A 16,718-nucleotide genomic window follows, 5' to 3' on the forward strand; every position below is an offset into this window, starting at 1 on the left:
CAAAATCCAACTGGTCGGCCAAGGTCGGCACATCAAGCCCTGCCACTGACCCAGTCCCGAGGGAGGCTTCATGAAATACGGTGTGTTTCTGCCCAGCGCGCGCAACGGCTTCACTATTTCCGAGGCCGCACCGCTCTACGATCCCAGCTTCGAGCATAATCTCGAAGCAACGCTGGAAGCCGAACGTCAGGGATTTGATTTCGCTCTCGCGATGATGAAGTGGAAGGGCTTCGGCGGCACCACCGGCTATTGGGACGGCTGCCTCGAGACCTTCACGCTGTGCGCCGGCATGGCCGCCCGCACCTCGAAGATCCAGCTGATCCCCAGCACCACCCTTCTCACCACCCACCCCGCCGTGTGCGCCCGGATGATCGCCACGATCAACGACATCTCGGGCGGACGCTGCGGCCTGAACATCGTCACCGGCTGGAACCACATCGAATATGAATCGATGGGAATCTGGCCGGGCAGCGACTATTATGAGCGGCGCTACGATTATGCCGCCGAATATATCCATGTGGTCAAGCGCCTGTGGACCGAGGACGAAGTCACGCACGACGGCGAGTTCTTCAAGCTGAACCGCGCGACCGTCTCCCCGAAGCCTGCCAAGATGCCCACCATCGTCAGCGCCGGCCAGTCGCCCAAGGGGCTCGATTTCACCGTCAACAATGCCGACTACAGCTTCGTCATGACGGGGACGGAAAATCTCAAGAAATTCACGTCAACCATGAACGAAAAGGCCGCTGCCGTGGGCCGGCAGGTCGGCACGCTGCCACTCTACGCAGTTATCACCGGTCGCACCGACGCCGAAGCGCAGAGGCTGGCCGACGATGTGATCGCCAAGGCGGATCGCTCGGCAATCGGCAACATCCTCGGCAGCGCCGCGCTCGACACCAATGAGGGCGGCTCGAGTTCGCACCTCCAGGCCGCGCTCGACCTGCCCGCCGAGCAGGGCAACATGGCGTTCATGAGCTTCCCGCTGCTGTGCGGCACACCTGAAACGGTGGCCAGCAAGATCAACGACATCGTCGCGGAAACCGGCGTACCCGGCGTGATGATGAGCTGGCTCGACTTCACCGCCGGCATTCGCGAGTTCGGCGAGAAGATCGCTCCCAAGGTCAAATATTGAACGGATAGCAACAGTGACGATCGACAGGATCAGCTTCGTCGAGGTCGGACCTCGCGACGGGCTGCAGAATGAAAAGCAGGTCATCGAGACCGCCGACAAGGTCGAACTGGTTCGCCGGTCGATCGACGCCGGCGCGCGCCGTATCGAGGTAACCAGCTTCGTGAACCCGCGCCGGGTGCCGCAGATGGCGGATGCGGATGAGGTGTGCGCGCTCCTGCCCGAAGCCGACGGCGTCAGCTATATCGGCCTGGTCATGAACATGCGCGGCGCCGAACGTGCCATCGCCACGGGCCGCCTCCACGAACTTGGTGCGGTCTGCGTCTCGACCGACAGTTTCGCCATGGCGAACCAGGGCCAGACGAGCGACGAGTCGGTCGAAGCCGCGAAGGCCATCATCCGTGCGGCGCAAAATGCCGGCCTGAAGGGGCAGGTGACGATCGGCGCCTCGTTCGGATGCCCGTTCGAAGGTGAGGTCGATCCGGACCGCGTCGTCGCTATGGCCCGCTCGCTGGCCGAGGCGAACCCGATCGAAATCGGCCTGGCCGACACGATCGGCGTCGCGGATCCGGCGAGCGTGTCCCGGCTGGTGAACAAAGTCGTCGAAGCGGTTGCGCCGATTCCGGTGCGCGTTCACTTCCACAACACGCGCGGCACCGGCATCGCCAATGTCTGGGCTGCGGTCCAGTCGGGTGCGACAATCGTCGACGCGGCCCTCGGCGGACTGGGCGGCTGCCCCTTCGCGCCGGGTGCGGCCGGCAACGTCGCCAGCGAGGATGTCGTCTATATGCTGCATCGGGCTGGCGTGGACACGGGCATGGACCTGGGCCGCCTCATCGAGGCCAACGCCTGGTTCAGCGAGATCATGCAACGCAAACTTCCCGGGATGGTGGCGCTGGCGCCGCTCTTCCCCAAGACCGTACAGGAGTAGAAGCGAATGGGTTATCGCCTGGGCGTGGACGTCGGAGGAACCTTCACCGACCTCCTCCTATTCGACGTCGAAAGCGGCGCCTTCTGGCGTCACAAGACGCCGTCGACCCCGCACGACAGTTCGGAGGGCATCCTCAACGGCGTCGTCGCCATCTGCGAGAAGGCCGGCGTCACGCCGGCTGACGTGGAGTTCTTCCTGCACGGCACCACCGTCGCCACCAATGCGGTGCTGGAAGGCAAGGGCTCGCGCGTCGGCCTGGTGACGACCGAGGGCTATCGCCACATCATGCAGATCGCGCGCAGCTATGTGCCGGGCGGTCTTGCCGGCTGGATCGTGTGGCCGAAGCCGCAGCCGCTCGCCGCGCTCGAAGACACTGTCACGATCAAAGGCCGGATGAACGCCGACGGCCAGGAAGTCCGTCCGATCGACGACGACGACATCCGCGCCCAGCTCGAATTCCTGAAGGCGCAGGGCGTCGAGGCGATCACGGTCAGCCTGATCAACGCCTATCTCAACGGTGCGCATGAGAAACGCGTCGGCGAACTGGCGGCCGAGGTTCTGCCTGGCGTTCCGGTATCGCTGAGCCACGAAGTCCTGCCCGAAATGCAGGAATATGAGCGCACCCTGACGACCGTCGCCAACGCCTCGGTCCGTCCGGTGGTGGGCAAATATGTTTCCAATCTGCGCAACAAGCTCGCCTCGGCGGGCATGGCCGGCAAGCTGTCGCTGCTCCGCTCGGACGGCGGCCTCATGTCCGCGCAGAAGGCCGAGGAGCATCCGGTCAACATCCTGATGTCGGGCCCTGCGGGCGGCGTCACCGGGGCGATCTGGGTCGGCCGCAATGCCGGCATCAAGAACATCCTGACCCTCGACGTCGGCGGCACCTCGACCGACGTGGCGCTGATCGAAAATCTCGAGGCGCGCCGCGTCCGTACCACCGAAGTCGGCCACCTCTCGGTCCGCGCCTCGGCGCTCGACGTGAAGACCGTCGGCGCCGGCGGCGGATCGATCGCCTATGTGCCCGAACTGACCAAGGCGCTGCGCGTCGGTCCGCAGTCGGCGGGCGCGGTCCCCGGCCCGGTCGCCTATGGCAAGGGCGGCACGCTGCCGACCGTCACCGACGCCAATGTCGTGCTCGGTTATCTGCCCGAAGCGCTGCTCGGCGGCACCTTCAAGCTCGACCGCGAGGGCGCGAAGAAGGCGGTGCAGACGATCGCGGACGCACTCGGCATCGGCCTGATGGAAGCCGCACGAGGCATCATCGACATCGTCAACGAGAATATGTTCGGTGCGCTGCGCATGATCTCGGTCCAGCAGGGCTATGATCCGCGCGACTTCGCCCTGATGGGCTTTGGCGGCGCCGGTCCGCTCCATGTCAACGCGGTCGCCCGGCTGATGGGCAGCTGGCCTGCCGTCTCCCCGGTCAGCCCCGGCGTGCTCTGCGCGCTGGGCGATGCGACCACGCAGATGCGCACCGAAACCGCGCGCAGCTTCTCGCGCCTCGCCACCAACACCAAGGCCGAGGAACTGATCGCCATTCTCGACGAAATGGCCGAACAGACCCGCGCCGAGCTGAAGTCGGACGGCGTGCCCGATTCCGAGATCACGAGCCTGTTCGAAGTCGACGTTCGCTATGCGGGCCAGGCCTTCGAAGTGCCGCTGACGATCAGCTCGGACCTGCTGCGTCAGGACGGCATCGCCGGCGTGCTCAAGCGCTTTGACGAGGAGCATCACCGGCTCTTCACCTTCAACATGGATACACCGCACGAGATCGTGAACCTGCGCGCCGTCGCGCTGGGCCGCGCGCTCGACCTGCCTGCAGCCGAATTGCCCAAGGGCGACGGCAATCCGATTGCCGCCAAGATGCGCGACCACAGCCTGTGGATGGACGGCAAGGAGCAGCCGGCGGTCATCTATGACCGGTCGAAGCTGCGCCAGGGCGACATCATCCCCGGCCCGGCGATCGTCATCGAAATGGACTCGACCACGCTGATCGAGAGCGGCTGCGTCGCCACCGTCGACCATGTCGGCAACATCCTGATCAACCTGGCCTGAGGGAGGGGACAGTCATGCCCGCAACGATCGTCCAGACCAACCAGACCCCGTTCAACCGGGTCGAGATCGACCCCGTCACGCTCGAGGTGATCGAAAACGCGCTGCGCAACGCCCGGATCGAGATGGATGCCACCCTTGTGCGCACCGCCATGTCGCCCGGCATTCGCGAACAGGGCGACGCATTTCCGCTGATCGCAGACCATACCGGCAAGATGATCGTCGGCCAGTTCGGCTCGTTCATCGGCGGCTTCCTCAAGAGCTTCGACGGCACGCTCGAGGAAGGCGACATGATCTTCCTGTCGGACCCCTATAGCTGCGAGGGCGCGATCAGCCACTCGAACGACTGGCTCGTGCTGCTGCCGGTGTTCAAGGACGGCCGCCTGCTGGCCTATACCGCTATGTTCGGCCACCAGTCGGATATCGGCGGCAAGGTCGTGGGCTCGATGCCGATCAACGCCCATTCGATCTTCGAGGAAGGCGTCCGCATCCCGCCGGTCAAGATCTGGCGCAAGGGCGAATATAATTCGGACCTGATGAAGCTCGTCATGCACCAGACCCGCAAGCCCGACTGGTGCCAGGCCGACCTCAACGCGCTGATCGCCTCCTGCCGCGTGGCTGCTCGCCGCGTTGCCGAGATCGCCGAACGCTTCGGCGAAGACGTTTACGTCTCCGCCACGCAGGAGCTGCTCGCGCGCAACCATCGCGCGATGAAGCAGCTGCTCGGCCAGGCCGTGTCCGAAGAGCCGGTCAGCTTTGAGGATTATATCTGCGACGACGGCATGGGCTACGGCCCGTACAAGATCAAATGCACGATGCGCCGCGAGGGCGAGAAGGTCGTCCTCGACTTCGACGGCACCGATCCGCAGAGCAGTGCGTCGATCAACTTCTATCTGAACGAAAACATGTTCAAGATGTTCTTCGGCATCTACATGATCATGGTCTTCGACCCGCAGATCCTGTTCAACGACGGGTTTTACGACCTGATCGAGGTGCGGATTCCCGAAGGCTCGCTGCTCAAGCCGAAATTCCCGGCGGCATTGTCGGGACGCACCCATGCGCTGGGTCGCATCTTCGACATTCTGGGCGGTCTGCTGGGTCAGAAGACGCCGGAGTTCCTCAATGCGGCCGGCTTCTCCTCCTCGCCGCACTTGTTCTACTCGGGCAACGACACCCGCCCGGGCAAAGGCAATCAGTGGTTCCAGCTGTTCCAGATCGGCTTCGGCGGCATTCCCGGCCGTCCGATGGGCGACGGGCCCGACGGCCACTCGCTGTGGCCGGGCTTCACCAACGTGCCCAACGAGTTCCTCGAACGCTATTTCCCGATGATGATCGAGCGCTACGAGACCGAGCCCGACAGCGGCGGGGCCGGTCTGAACCGCGGCGGCAACGGCATTCGCATGAGCTATCGCTTCCTCGCCGAGGGCACGATCAGCATCCATGACGACCGCTGGTTCGTGCCGCCCTGGGGCGTCAACGGCGGCGAACCGGGCGCCCGCGCGCGCAAGATCCTGGAAAAGGCCGACGGCACCGAGATCATCGTCGGCAACAAGGTCGAAGATGTCACGGTCGAGGCGGGCGACATCCTCCACTTCATCACCTGGGGCGGCGGCGGCTGGGGCGACCCGCTCGAACGCGACCCGGCGCTGGTGGCCAAGGAGATCACCCAGGGCCTGGTCACGATCGAGGGCGCCCGCGCCTATGGCGTGGTCATCGCCGAGGACGGTTCGATCGACATCGCCGGGACCACCGCGCTGCGCGACCGGATGCGGTCGGAGCGCGGCCCGACGACGGTGTTCAATTTCGGTCCGGGCATCGACGCCCTGCGTGCCGGCTGCGAGGCGGAGACGGGCCTGCCCGCGCCGATCCAGCCGACCTGGCCCCATCTCGAAGCTGCGGAGTAAATCGTGGACAACACAGGTGCTTTGAAGGACATCCGGGTGGTGGAGCTGGGTCAGCTCCTCGCCGGCCCCTTCTGCGGACAGCTGCTCGGCGACATGGGCGCCGACATCATCAAGGTCGAGCCGCCGGGCGCGGGCGACCCGATGCGGCAATGGGGCCAGGGCGACCGCAAGGTCAATTGGGAGGTCATCGCGCGCAACAAGCGCTCGGTAACGGCCAATCTGCGCGTTCCCGAGGGCCAGAAGCTGGTCCGCGAGCTCATCCGCCACGCCGATGTGGTGGTCGAGAATTTCAAGCCCGGCACGCTGGAGAAGTGGGGTCTGGGCCCCGACGTCCTGCTCGCCGAACAGCCCGGCCTGATCATCGCCCGCATGTCGGGCTATGGCCAGACCGGCCCCTATGCCGACCGCGCCGGCTTCGGCGGGATCGGCGAGGCGATGGGCGGCTGGCGCTATGTCGTCGGCGAGCCCGATCGGCCGCCGAGCCGCATGGGCATCTCGATCGGCGACACGCTGACCGCGACCTATGGCTGCATGGGCGTGCTCGCCGCGCTCCACGCACGCGAAAAGACCGGCCAGGGCCAGGTGATCGACGCCGCACTCTATGAGTCGGTGCTGCAGGTCATGGAGAGCCTTGTTCCCGAATATGATCTGATGGGGATCATTCGTGAACGCTCGGGCTCGATCCTTCCGGGCATCGCGCCGTCGAACGTCTATCGCTGCAAGGACGGCGAGTTCATGATCGGTGCGAACAAGGACGAGATCTTCAAGCGCCTGGCGATCGCCATGGGCCGCGCCGAACTGGGCGAGGACGAGCGTTATGCGACGCATATCGCCCGCGGCATCAACCAGACCGAACTCGACAATCTGATCGACGACTGGACGCAGACGCTGACCGTCGACGAGCTGGAAGAGCTCACCGTCCGCTATTCGATCCCGGCGGGCCGGGTCTATCGCGCGCCGGAGATGCTCGCCGATCCGCACTTCCAGGCGCGAGAGGCGATCATCGAGGTCGAAACCGAGAAGTTCGGCAAGCTCAAGATGCAGAATGCCTTCCCCAAGCTGTCGAAGACTCCCAGCGGCGTGCGCCGCGCGGCGCCGTCGGCACCGGGCCAGCACAATGCCGAGATCTACGGCGAGTTGCTGGGCCTCGACGAGGCGAAGCTGGCAGAGCTCAAGGAAGCAGGAATCCTCTGACGATGGGACGCCCGGAGAAGGATCTTTCCGACAATTATGCGGGAGCCTTTGACGGGCATCTCCGTCCGGGGCGCAAGGCGGCGCTGATCATCATCGATTTCGTCGTCGCCTATCTGGAGGAGGGCTCGCCGCTTTACGCGGGCGTCGAGCCCGCCCTCCACAGCTGCGAAAGACTGGCCGCCGCCGCCCGCGAAGCCGGCGTGCCGGTCATCTTCACCAATGTGGAATATCAGCCGGGCGGCGCCGATGGCGGCGTCTTCTACCGCAAGGTCCCGGCGCTCAAGGTGTTCGAGCGCGGCAATCCGCTGGCGCGCTTTCCTGACAGCCTCAAGCCCGAAGGCGACGATCTGCTGATCACCAAGCGCTACGCTTCCTCCTTTTTCGGTACGCATCTGGCGGCCACGCTCTCCGCTCACGGGATCGACACGCTGCTGATCACCGGGGTCTCGACCTCGGGTTGCGTCCGCGCGACTGCCCTCGACGCCTGCCAGCACGGCTTCATCCCGATCGTGATCCGCGACGCCTGCGGCGACCGCCACTCCGGACCGCACGAAGCCAATCTGTTCGACCTCCAGGCCAAATATGCCGAGGTGGTCGGCGAAGCCGAGGCCCTGCAGATCATCGCGGACATGCGAGACCGCTGAGCGCCCGCGCGCCGGATCGGCTTGCCTGCACCGGTCTTGCGCCTATATTTGGGGCATGGCCCTTTCCGCCGCCTTCCTCCGCTTTCGCGCCCATGGGAGCAGCCTGATGACGCGCCCGCGCGCCTCGGAGCCCTGCGGCCTGCAGAGGGCCTGACGGGCACCGAGGCACGGTAGCGGAGCCCTTCTCGGCTTCCCTCTCGTCCACCAGCCTGCCGAAGCGCCCTATCAGCAGAGGCCGGCAGTCGCGCGATCGGAACAGCCATGCCCCCAGACATTCCGTCCAGCCGTCTTCTGACGTCCAGGGACCTCGCCCTTCTCCACAATCGACAGTCCATGATCGAATCGGCGCTCGATCGCTGCATGCGCCGGGACGGCCTCTGCAGCGAGGCTCGTGACCGGCCCGCACGGGCCTTGTTCCGCCACCTCTTGTCCCATCTCGCGACCGGCACGCCGCCGCAGCCCGACGCGATCCTGCCACACCGGCGCCAAGCAAGCCGCTTCGGCGATGCGTTGCGTACGGTTCTCGATGACATTGTCGGCGCGGACGGCTCGCCCGACCTGGCCCTGCGCTGCGTCGATGCTTTCTGGGATTGTCTGCGCCTCGCCGCCCGCCCCCCGTCGCAGGTCCCATACGGCAACATTACCGCCAATTCATGATCCGGGCACGTCCCCGACAGGTGCCGGGGTCCAGAAGGAGCGGGCACACCGGTTCGCTCCTTCCCGGTTGCACCGAAGCGCGGCGTCCGGCCCTCCCCCCTCGGCCGGACGCCGCGCACCCCGTTCATGACGTGATCCCTTTTCGGTAACCCCCGTGCGGCGGGGGTGAACTTCGCTTCTGATCCCGCTATGAATTGCGCCGAAAGGGCCGACGGCCAGAGCGGACGACGGGGGAGAGCGAGATGTCGATCACATTGAAGGTCAACGGCAAGGAGCGCAGCTATGCGGGCGATCCCGACATGCCGCTGCTCTGGTATCTGCGCGACGAGATCGGCCTGCCCGGCACCAAGTTCGGCTGCGGGAAGGCGCTCTGCGGCGCCTGCACGGTCCATCTCGACGGCAATGCCGTCCGCTCCTGCCAGACGCCGATGTCGGCCGCCGAAGGCTTCTCGGTCACGACGATCGAAGGCCTGTCGGACAGCGGCGATCATCCGGTCCAGAAGGCGTGGCGCGAGATCGGCGTGGCCCAGTGCGGCTATTGCCAGCCCGGTCAGATCATGCAGGCCGCCGCCCTGCTCAAGATGACCCCCAAGCCGACCGACGCCGATATCGACAGTGCCATGTCGGGCAATATCTGCCGGTGCGGCACCTATGACCGTATCCGCGCCGCCATCAAGCGGGCGGCGTCGCAGGAGGCCGGCCGATGAACGCGCCCCTGCACGCCGAAGACACCGCCGAGGTCTTCGTCCCCTCGCCCGAGCTCAGCCGACGGATGCTGCTCGGTAGCGGTGCCGGCCTGGTCCTCGCGCTCTCGCTTCCCGGCACTGCGTCGGCGGCGGACGAGCCGAAATATGGTGCGGATTCGCAGCCCGGCGGCGCGCGGGACGATCCCCGGCTGTTCGTTCAACTCGCGCCCGATGGCCGCATCACCATCATCTGCCATCGCGCGGAGATGGGCCAAGGCATCCGCAGCAGCATGGCGATGATCATCCTCGATGAGATGGGCGCCGACTGGAACCGCCTGTCTATCCGACAGGCCGAGGGCGACGAGGCGCGCTACGGGAATCAGAACACCGACGGATCACGCAGCATCCGGCACTGGCTGACGCCGCTCCGCCGCTGCGGTGCCGCGATGCGGATGATGCTCGTGCAGGCGGCCTCGACCCGCCTCGGCGCGCCGCTCGCCGAACTGGAGGCCCGCGATCATAAGGTCGTCCACGCTCGCAGCGGCCGTTCGATCGCATTCGGCGATCTGGCCGACGATGCCGCCAAGCTGTCGGTGCCGCCGCGCGACATCGTGCGGCTCAAGGACGCATCGGCTCTGACGATGGTCGGCAAGGATCGCGTCTTCGCGCATGACGGACAAGCGATGACCACCGGCACCGCCACCTATGGCATCGACGCGACCATGCCCGGCATGCTGTTCGCGGCAGTCGCCCGGCCGCCGGTGATGGGATCGAAGGTCGCGTCTTTCGATGCCACGGCGGCGCGCGCGGTTACGGGCGTGGTCGACGTGATCGAACTGCCGGCGCCCGCAGGGCCGCCGCTGTTCCAGCCGCTCGGCGGCATCGCCGTCGTCGCAAAGAATAGCTGGGCAGCGATGAAGGGCCGCGACGCGCTGAAGATCGACTGGGCGGCATCGCCCCACGACAGCTACGACTCGCGCGCCTATCGCGACCTTTCGCTCGAAAATGCGCGCAAGCCGGGCCAGCCGGTGCGCAACGAAGGAGACGTGGACGCGGCTCTGTCCAAGGCGAAGAAGCGCGTCGTCGCCGAATATTATCTGCCGCACATCGCCCATGCCACCATGGAGCCGCCGGCGGCTGTGGTTCGCTGCGACGGCGAGAGCTGCGAGGCGCTCGCCTGCGTACAGGACCCGAGCGGCACGCGCGACACGCTCGCTGCGATGCTGAAGCTCGACAAGGCGAAGGTGGTCGTCCGGCAGACCTTCCTTGGCGGAGGCTTCGGCCGCAAGTCGAAGCCCGACTTCGTGGTCGAGGCAGCGATGCTCAGCCGGGCGATGAAGGGCACCCCGATCAAGATCGTGTGGAGCCGCGAGGACGACGTCCGCCATGATTATTATCATACGGTCGCGGTTCAGCGGCTTGAGGCGGCGATGGACGGCGACCTGCCGTCCGCCTGGCTCCATCGTGTCGTATCGCCCTCGATCATCTCGATCTTCGCCGACGGCATCGATCGCGAGCAGGGGCTGGAGACCGGCCTGGGGCTGTTGAGCATGCCCTTCGCCATTCCCAATGTCCGCATCGAAACGGGCGAGGCACTGGCGCACACCCGGATCGGCTGGTTCCGATCGGTGGCCAACATCCCCCATGCCTTCGCCATCCAGTGCTTCGCCGCCGAACTGGCCGAAGCTGCCGGGCAGGATCCAAAGGACTATCTGCTGCGGCTTCTCGGCCCCGATCGCCTGATCGACCCGCGTTCGATCAAGGACGCCAATTATGGCGAAGATCCGGCGCTGTATCCGATCGATACCGGGCGTCTGCGCCGCGTCGTCGAGGTGGCTGCCAAGGGCGTGGGCTGGAACGGCAAGCGGCCCAAGGGCTGGGGCTATGGAATCGCCTGCCACCGCAGCTTCGTGAGCTATACCGCCTGCGCTTTCGCCGTATCGGTGACCGACGGGCAGCTGACCATCCACAAGGCCGACATCGCGATCGACTGCGGCGCGCAGGTCAACCCCGACCGCATCCGTGCGCAGATGGAAGGGTCGGTGATGATGGGGCTGAGCCTGGCGCTCAGCGGCGAGATCAGTTTCGCCAAGGGCGCGGTCCAGCAAGGCAGCTTCGACGATTATCCCGTGCTGCGCATCGACGCCGCGCCGCGGAAGCTCGACGTCCATCTGGTCGGCGGCGGTCTCGACACACCGCCGAGCGGGGTGGGCGAACCTGGCGTTCCCCCGGTCGCGCCTGCGCTGTGCAATGCGATCCATGCCGCGACGGGCCGCCGCATCCGCGTGTTGCCGATCGGGGATCAGCTGACGGGGAAGGTCCAGACACTCTGACCGGATCGCCGGCTCAGCGCCAGCGGACCAGCCCCTTGTCGAGCACGGTGACGTCGCGGGTGCGCACCCGGAAGCGCGCCTCGCGCTCGCCCGTGCGCCAGAGCTCGGTCACCAGCGTGTCGCCGGGCAGGACGGGTGCGGAGAAGCGGACGTCGAGCCGGGCGAGCCGTTCGCATGCACCGTCGAGTAGCATCGTCGAGAGAGCTCGCGCGGCGATGCCATAGCTGCACAGCCCATGCAGGATCGGACGGTCGAAGCCCGCACGCCGCGCAGCGTCGGGATCGATATGCAGCGGGTTGAAATCGCCCGACAGACGATAGATCGCCGCAAGATCGGGCCGGGTCGGAAGAGCAAGACTGTCGTCGGGCGAGGTCGCCGGCAGTTCGGCGGGCATGTCGAGCGATCCGAAGGAGAAGCCACCGCCGCCGTCGCCCCGAGCGAACAGGGTGAAGCGAAGCGTCGCGAGCGGCTGGCCGTCCTGAGCATCGGATAGGTGCCGCGCGAGCTGGATCAGCGCACCTCGACCTGCGCCCCGATCGACGATCGCCTCGACCTCGGACCGTGCGACGACGCGCCCGGTCGGCGGCAGCGGCCGATGCCACTCGACGCTCTGGGCCGCATGCAGGACCTGACTCCAGTCGAGTTCGCCATGGCGCTCGCCGCGCAGGAAATTCTCGGCACCCAGCGTGACCGCCAAGGTCGGAAAGGCCCGAAGCCGCGCTTCATAGACGAAATCGAGATCGGGGCCATCCGGAGTCAGGCCTATGCCCAGCCCATAGAGGATGGTTCGCTGCGCGTCATAGACGTCAGTCGCCGGTTCCGCCCCCCACGCTCTTATCCTGTCGATATCCACCGCGTCCCGTTCCCATAGCAGCCGGCCGATGCCGCTTCACCCGCCGGGCATAGCGATTGAGATCGAGGACCGGAACCGCCATAGCGGCCGCGCAGGCATGGGAGGCGGACGGCAATGACGGCAACGGGACGGCTGGCAGGGCGCATCGCGCTGGTGACGGGGGCAGGGTCTGGTATCGGGCTCGGCATCGGGCGCCGTTTCGCAGCAGAGGGCGCGACGGTCCTGTTCACCGACATCGATGGCAACAAGGCGCGGACCGCTGCAGCGGAAACCGGCAGCCATGCCGCTACGCTCGACGTCACCAGCGAAGCCAGCTGGATAGAAGCGGCGGCGGTCGTAGAGCACACACTCGGTGGCATCCACATCCTCGTCAACAATGCCGGCATTTGCGTGCCCGGATCGGTCGAGGACACCGATTTCTCCGCCTGGCGCCGCAGCCATGCGATCAACCTCGACGGCGTATTCCTCGGCTGCCACAGCCTGTTGCCGCTGATGGCGAAGACGACCGAAGCCACCGGCCTTGGCGGCGCGATCCTCAACATATCCTCGGTGTCCGCAATGGTCGCCTCGGCCAATTTCGCGAGCTATAATTCCTCCAAGGCGGCGGTGCGCCACCTGACCAAGTCGATCGCGCTCCATTGCGCGAAGCAGCGCTATGCGGTCCGCTGCAACTCGATCCACCCGACCTTCATCGACACGCCGCTGATCGATACGCTCGCCAAGGGCGCCGACCATGCAGCGATGATCGAGAAGCTCGCCCGTCAGGTCCCGATCGGCCGGGTCGGCGACACCGACGACGTCGCCTGGGCGGCGGTCTATCTGTGCTCGGACGAGGCCAAGTTCGTGACGGGGGCCGAGCTGCTGATCGACGGCGGGCTGGCCGCCCAATAATATCTACTTCACCTCGGCGAACAGGCGTTCGGCCGCCTCGCGCAGCCTGCGCGCATGGCCGACGGGGCCCAGCCGGGCGACACGCTGCGCATCGGGGACCTCCACGCTGAACGCGCAACCTTCGGGCATGGCGCGGATCAGCGACACGAGGTCGATCTCCCCTTCGCCCGGCACCAGCCGGAAATCGCGGGCCTCGCGCAGCCGGTCGGCAGGATCTTCCGGTGCGACAAGCGGGGCGTCGCACAGCTGGAGGAGGCGGAGCGGAGCCTCGCACGCAGCGGCGACGTCGGCCGCACGGCCGCCCGACCGGGTCAGATGGAGCGCATCGACGACCACGGAGACATTGCTTTCACCGGCCTGCGCCCGCAGCGCGACCGCTTCGCCCAGTGAACGCATTCGGGTGGATGGCGCGAACTCCAGCCCGATCTCGATCCTGTAGCCACCCGCCAGCCGCGCGAGTGTGCCTATACGGTCGGTCGCCCGGCCGATATCCTCGTCCACGACACAAACGGTCAGCACCCTTGCGCCGATCGCGGCGCCCGCAGCCAGCATCGGCTCGCAGGAGGCGATGTCGCTGTTGCGGCCGATCATCAGCACCTCGATCTCGGTAATGGCGACCCCCTCCCCGTCAGCGATCCGACCGAGCTCGACCGCCATGACCGGATCATCGACGAGCGTAGGGGACAGCAGGCGGGGTCGAACCGCATCCCCACCGAAGAGGCGCAGGCAAACGCGACGATAGCCCGCGTCCGCCGCCGTGCGCAGGAAGACGTCGGGCGTCAGGTCCGGCAGCGAAAGCGGGGCGAGCGACAGGCGGGAGATCATCCTCCTCTCCTGCCACCCGGCCCCGCTCCTGTCACCCAGCCGGCCTCGCCAGCGGTGGCGCTAGCGCTCGCTGTTGAGGCTGTCGTTCAGGCCATCGGCACCCGGCCACAGGCTGGCATTGCCGCCCGACGTAATCGGCGTATCGATCTCGACCGATGTCGAACCGATCGTGCTGGTATCGATCAGCACGTTAGGTCCCGCCATCTGGCTGGAACCGCCCGAGCTGCTGCTATCGCTGCTCTCCTCGTCGCCGCCCTCGTCGGCCGCCGAGGAATCGCCGCTGTCGCCCGATCCGCTGGCAGACGAGGTCGCGGCCGCCGTCGCAGATCCTCCGGCGTCGCCCGTGCCGTTCCCGGTCGCATCGGTTGCAACCGAGCCGCCGGCCACGCGTGTCCCGGTCAACGACGCCTGTACGTTGGAGACGATGTTGGCCGTCTCGCGCGTCACCGCTTGCACCACCTGCGGCTGTTGCAGCGGCGGCGGGGGCGACACCGGTGGCGGTGGCGGCGGAGAAACCGGCGGCGGAGGCGGGGGTGGAACCTCGGGCGGGGGCGGCGGTGAAACCGGCGGCGGCGGCGGCGGCGGCGGCACCTCGGGCGGTGGCGGCGGAGACACCGGCGGCGGGGGCGGCGGCACTTCGGGCGGCGGCGGCGGCGATACCGGTGGCGGTGGCGGTGGCGGCGACACCGGCGGAGGTGGAGGCGGCGGCGAGACCGGCCCGCTGACGCCGATCGAAAAGGCCATCGTCTGCTGCTGGTTGTTGGCGTCCGTCACCGTGACCTCGAAATTATAGGTTCCGGATGCGGTCGGAGTGCCGCTGAGGCTGCCATCGGATCCCAGCGTCACGCCGGGGGGAAGCTCGCCGCTCGCGAGCGCGAAGCCGTAAGGCGGCGTGCCGCCCGAAGCAGCGATGCTCGCCGAATAGGCGGTTCCGCTGGTGGCAGCAGGCAATTCGGACGTCTCGAAAACCGGTGGCTCGGGATTGCGCAGAACTGGCGGGGTGCAGGGCTGCCCGTTCACCGTGCAGGCGGCAGCGAACTGAAGCGTGCCGCCCGGGTCGAGAAAAAAGTCGACCGGTCCCGTTACATTGGCGGTGAAGGCCCCTTCGAACAGCACCGTTCCACCACCGGCGGAAACCTCATTCCGCACCGATGACGCCACGTCACCGAGCGCGGTCACGTCGGTAGCGCCGGCGACGGTCAGCGAACCACCCGCGCTGCTCCCGCCGGAGTTGCTGATCTTGAACGACCCGGCGGTCGTGGTGCCGCCGCTCATCGCCTGACCGCGCGAGCCGGACGCGTCGATTGTCAGGCTGGCGAGGGTCAGCGTTCCCAATTGGCTCGGCACGTCGAAGCGCGGCGAGACCAGCACCGCGACACTGCCCCCGAGGGCATTGCCGATCGCTCCGTCTGCACCAGGCTGGCCGGTCGGCGCTTCGCCGCCCTGCCCACCCTGGCCCGACTGCCCGAAGGCGTAAAGGCTGGTCGCTCCGGCATCGACCTGTGCGCCATAGGCGGTCAGCGCGATATCACCGCCCTGCCCGATGCCGCCGTCGCCACCATTGCCGCCGTTGCTTTCGAACGCGCCGTCATTGCCGCGCCCGCCCTCGCCGCCGATACCGGTCGCATAGACGGTCAGCGGGCCGAGCGACGCCTGGCCGTCCCCTTGCGTGGTGACCGCGCCGCTGATGCCGCCGACCTGCACGAAGCCACCGGTGCCATTGCCACCGGCGCCGGCGGTGGGAATGGCTTCGGACGCGGGCAGACCTTCGCCCGTGTCCCCGCCCGCACCGCCCGTACCGGTCGCGGTAAGAAAGCTGTTCGTGGAACTGATATTGCCGACACCGGCAGTGGCCGCGACGAGGATCCGCCCACCTTGTCCGTCGCCGCCGGCAACTCCGCCGCCGCCGAGAGAAAAGGATGACTGTCCGGCGCCGCCAGTGCCCGAGGCGCTGGCGATCAACGCGGTGGCGGTGATCGTGGATGCAAGAGGATTGGACTCGTTGGCGGTGGGAATTGCCACGACCTCGACATATCCGCCGACGCCATTGCCGGCGCGATTCTCGTCGAAAGGACCACCGGTCGCAGCGCCGCCATTTCCGTTGGCGCTCAGCGCTAGCTGTCCGCTGACGGCGATGGTTCCCGATATGGCTGTCGCTGCCGCGCCACGGAACGGGTCTAGGCCACCCGAATCGATGTTGGGCGGCAGCCCGCCGCGGCCGGTGCCGCCCGAGGCACCCTCGCCGCCTTCGCCATTGGCCGTCAAGACGGCATTGGACGCGGTTTCGATCGTGCCGCCGTCAACGGCGTGCAGCCAGGCGAGCCCGCCCGTGCCATTGCCTCCGTCGCCACTAAAGCCGCCACCTCCGCGCCCGTCGGAACTGATCTCCACCGCCCCGGTGCTGACGAGCGACCCGGCACCCCGCGATGTGAGTTCGACCGTTCCCGCCGTCCCGCTGCCGCCGAGGAAATCGCCGAAGCCGCCCGTAGCGTCGGCGGTCATGAACAGGCTGCCCATCTCCATCGACTGGCCCCCGTTCACCGTCCCCAGCAGGATGGTGCCGCCGACGGCATTGCCGCCCTCGCCGGTTTCAGCGCTGCCACCTTCTGCATAGACATCGGC

The 16,718-nt window shown here is 67.0% G+C and carries 13 protein-coding genes; 10 read left to right on the forward strand and 3 right to left on the reverse strand.

All coding sequences use genetic code 11. From position 1 onward, the window contains the following. Positions 1–70: 70 nt before the first annotated feature. The 9 genes from KAY22_RS04205 (at position 71) to KAY22_RS04245 (ending at position 11,527) form a co-directional block, all read left to right on the forward strand. Complete coding sequence (locus KAY22_RS04205; RefSeq protein ID WP_296620373.1) at positions 71–1,129, forward strand: LLM class flavin-dependent oxidoreductase; 1,059 nt, start codon at positions 71–73, stop codon at positions 1,127–1,129. Positions 1,130–1,142: 13 nt separating this feature from the next. Further along, positions 1,143–2,057 (forward strand): hydroxymethylglutaryl-CoA lyase, encoded by a 915-nt coding sequence (locus tag KAY22_RS04210; protein WP_296620374.1) that lies wholly within the window; start codon positions 1,143–1,145, stop codon positions 2,055–2,057. A gap of 6 nt (positions 2,058–2,063) precedes the next feature. Further along, on the forward strand, positions 2,064–4,112 hold the full coding sequence (locus tag KAY22_RS04215) for a hydantoinase/oxoprolinase family protein (protein ID WP_296620375.1): 2,049 nt from the start codon (positions 2,064–2,066) through the stop codon (positions 4,110–4,112). Between the two features lie 14 nt (positions 4,113–4,126). Beyond that, on the forward strand, positions 4,127–6,013 hold the full coding sequence (locus KAY22_RS04220; protein WP_296620377.1) for a hydantoinase B/oxoprolinase family protein: 1,887 nt from the start codon (positions 4,127–4,129) through the stop codon (positions 6,011–6,013). A gap of 3 nt (positions 6,014–6,016) precedes the next feature. Further along, on the forward strand, positions 6,017–7,207 hold the full coding sequence (locus KAY22_RS04225) for a CoA transferase (RefSeq protein ID WP_296620379.1): 1,191 nt from the start codon (positions 6,017–6,019) through the stop codon (positions 7,205–7,207). 2 nt (positions 7,208–7,209) lie between these two features. Then, positions 7,210–7,851: an isochorismatase family protein gene (locus KAY22_RS04230; protein ID WP_296620381.1), complete on the forward strand. Its 642-nt coding sequence runs from the start codon at positions 7,210–7,212 to the stop codon at positions 7,849–7,851. Positions 7,852–8,184: 333 nt separating this feature from the next. Next, complete coding sequence (locus KAY22_RS04235; protein ID WP_296620383.1) at positions 8,185–8,508, forward strand: hypothetical protein; 324 nt, start codon at positions 8,185–8,187, stop codon at positions 8,506–8,508. 242 nt (positions 8,509–8,750) lie between these two features. After that, positions 8,751–9,215 carry a (2Fe-2S)-binding protein gene (locus tag KAY22_RS04240; protein WP_296620385.1) on the forward strand — a complete coding sequence of 155 codons (465 nt, stop codon included), beginning with the start codon at positions 8,751–8,753 and terminating at the stop codon, positions 9,213–9,215. Next, positions 9,212–11,527, forward strand: a complete 2,316-nt coding sequence (locus tag KAY22_RS04245) for a molybdopterin cofactor-binding domain-containing protein (RefSeq protein WP_296620387.1) — start codon at positions 9,212–9,214, stop codon at positions 11,525–11,527. Before KAY22_RS04240 ends, KAY22_RS04245 begins: the two co-directional genes overlap by 4 nt. Positions 11,528–11,540: 13 nt before the next feature. Here the strand turns inward: KAY22_RS04245 and KAY22_RS04250 are convergent, their stop codons facing one another. After that, the gene (locus KAY22_RS04250) at positions 11,541–12,380 is read right to left on the reverse strand and encodes a MaoC family dehydratase (RefSeq protein WP_296620391.1); all 840 of its coding nucleotides are present in this window, start codon (positions 12,378–12,380) and stop codon (positions 11,541–11,543) included. A gap of 114 nt (positions 12,381–12,494) precedes the next feature. Here KAY22_RS04250 and KAY22_RS04255 point away from each other — a divergent pair, with 114 nt between their 5' ends. Further along, a complete protein-coding gene (locus tag KAY22_RS04255; protein ID WP_296620394.1) occupies positions 12,495–13,271 on the forward strand; it encodes an SDR family oxidoreductase in 777 nt (258 codons plus the stop codon). Between the two features lie 3 nt (positions 13,272–13,274). On the opposite strand, the gene KAY22_RS04260 is transcribed toward KAY22_RS04255, so the two are convergent. Beyond that, positions 13,275–14,096: a TIM barrel protein gene (locus tag KAY22_RS04260; RefSeq protein WP_296620396.1), complete on the reverse strand. Its 822-nt coding sequence runs from the start codon at positions 14,094–14,096 to the stop codon at positions 13,275–13,277. 60 nt (positions 14,097–14,156) lie between these two features. Then, a partial coding sequence (locus KAY22_RS04265) for an Ig domain-containing protein (RefSeq protein WP_296620398.1) occupies positions 14,157–16,718 on the reverse strand: 2,562 nt, incomplete at its 5' end.

Origin of the sequence: Rhizorhabdus sp., assembly GCF_018006725.1 — a bacterium.
In the GTDB taxonomy this organism is placed as follows: Bacteria; Pseudomonadota; Alphaproteobacteria; order Sphingomonadales; family Sphingomonadaceae; genus Rhizorhabdus.

What these genes read in the sequence shown, in the direction of transcription:
- KAY22_RS04205 (WP_296620373.1), top strand. Translation starts at nt 71, where the DNA reads ATGAAATACGGTGTGTTTCTGCCCAGCGCGCGCAACGGCTTCACTATT.
- KAY22_RS04215 (WP_296620375.1), top strand. Translation starts at nt 2,064, where the DNA reads ATGGGTTATCGCCTGGGCGTGGACGTCGGAGGAACCTTCACCGACCTC.
- KAY22_RS04220 (WP_296620377.1), top strand. Translation starts at nt 4,127, where the DNA reads ATGCCCGCAACGATCGTCCAGACCAACCAGACCCCGTTCAACCGGGTC.
- KAY22_RS04230 (WP_296620381.1), top strand. Translation starts at nt 7,210, where the DNA reads ATGGGACGCCCGGAGAAGGATCTTTCCGACAATTATGCGGGAGCCTTT.
- KAY22_RS04235 (WP_296620383.1), top strand. Translation starts at nt 8,185, where the DNA reads ATGATCGAATCGGCGCTCGATCGCTGCATGCGCCGGGACGGCCTCTGC.
- KAY22_RS04240 (WP_296620385.1), top strand. Translation starts at nt 8,751, where the DNA reads ATGTCGATCACATTGAAGGTCAACGGCAAGGAGCGCAGCTATGCGGGC.
- KAY22_RS04245 (WP_296620387.1), top strand. Translation starts at nt 9,212, where the DNA reads ATGAACGCGCCCCTGCACGCCGAAGACACCGCCGAGGTCTTCGTCCCC.
- KAY22_RS04255 (WP_296620394.1), top strand. Translation starts at nt 12,495, where the DNA reads ATGACGGCAACGGGACGGCTGGCAGGGCGCATCGCGCTGGTGACGGGG.
- KAY22_RS04260 (WP_296620396.1), bottom strand. Translation starts at nt 14,096, where the DNA reads ATGATCTCCCGCCTGTCGCTCGCCCCGCTTTCGCTGCCGGACCTGACG.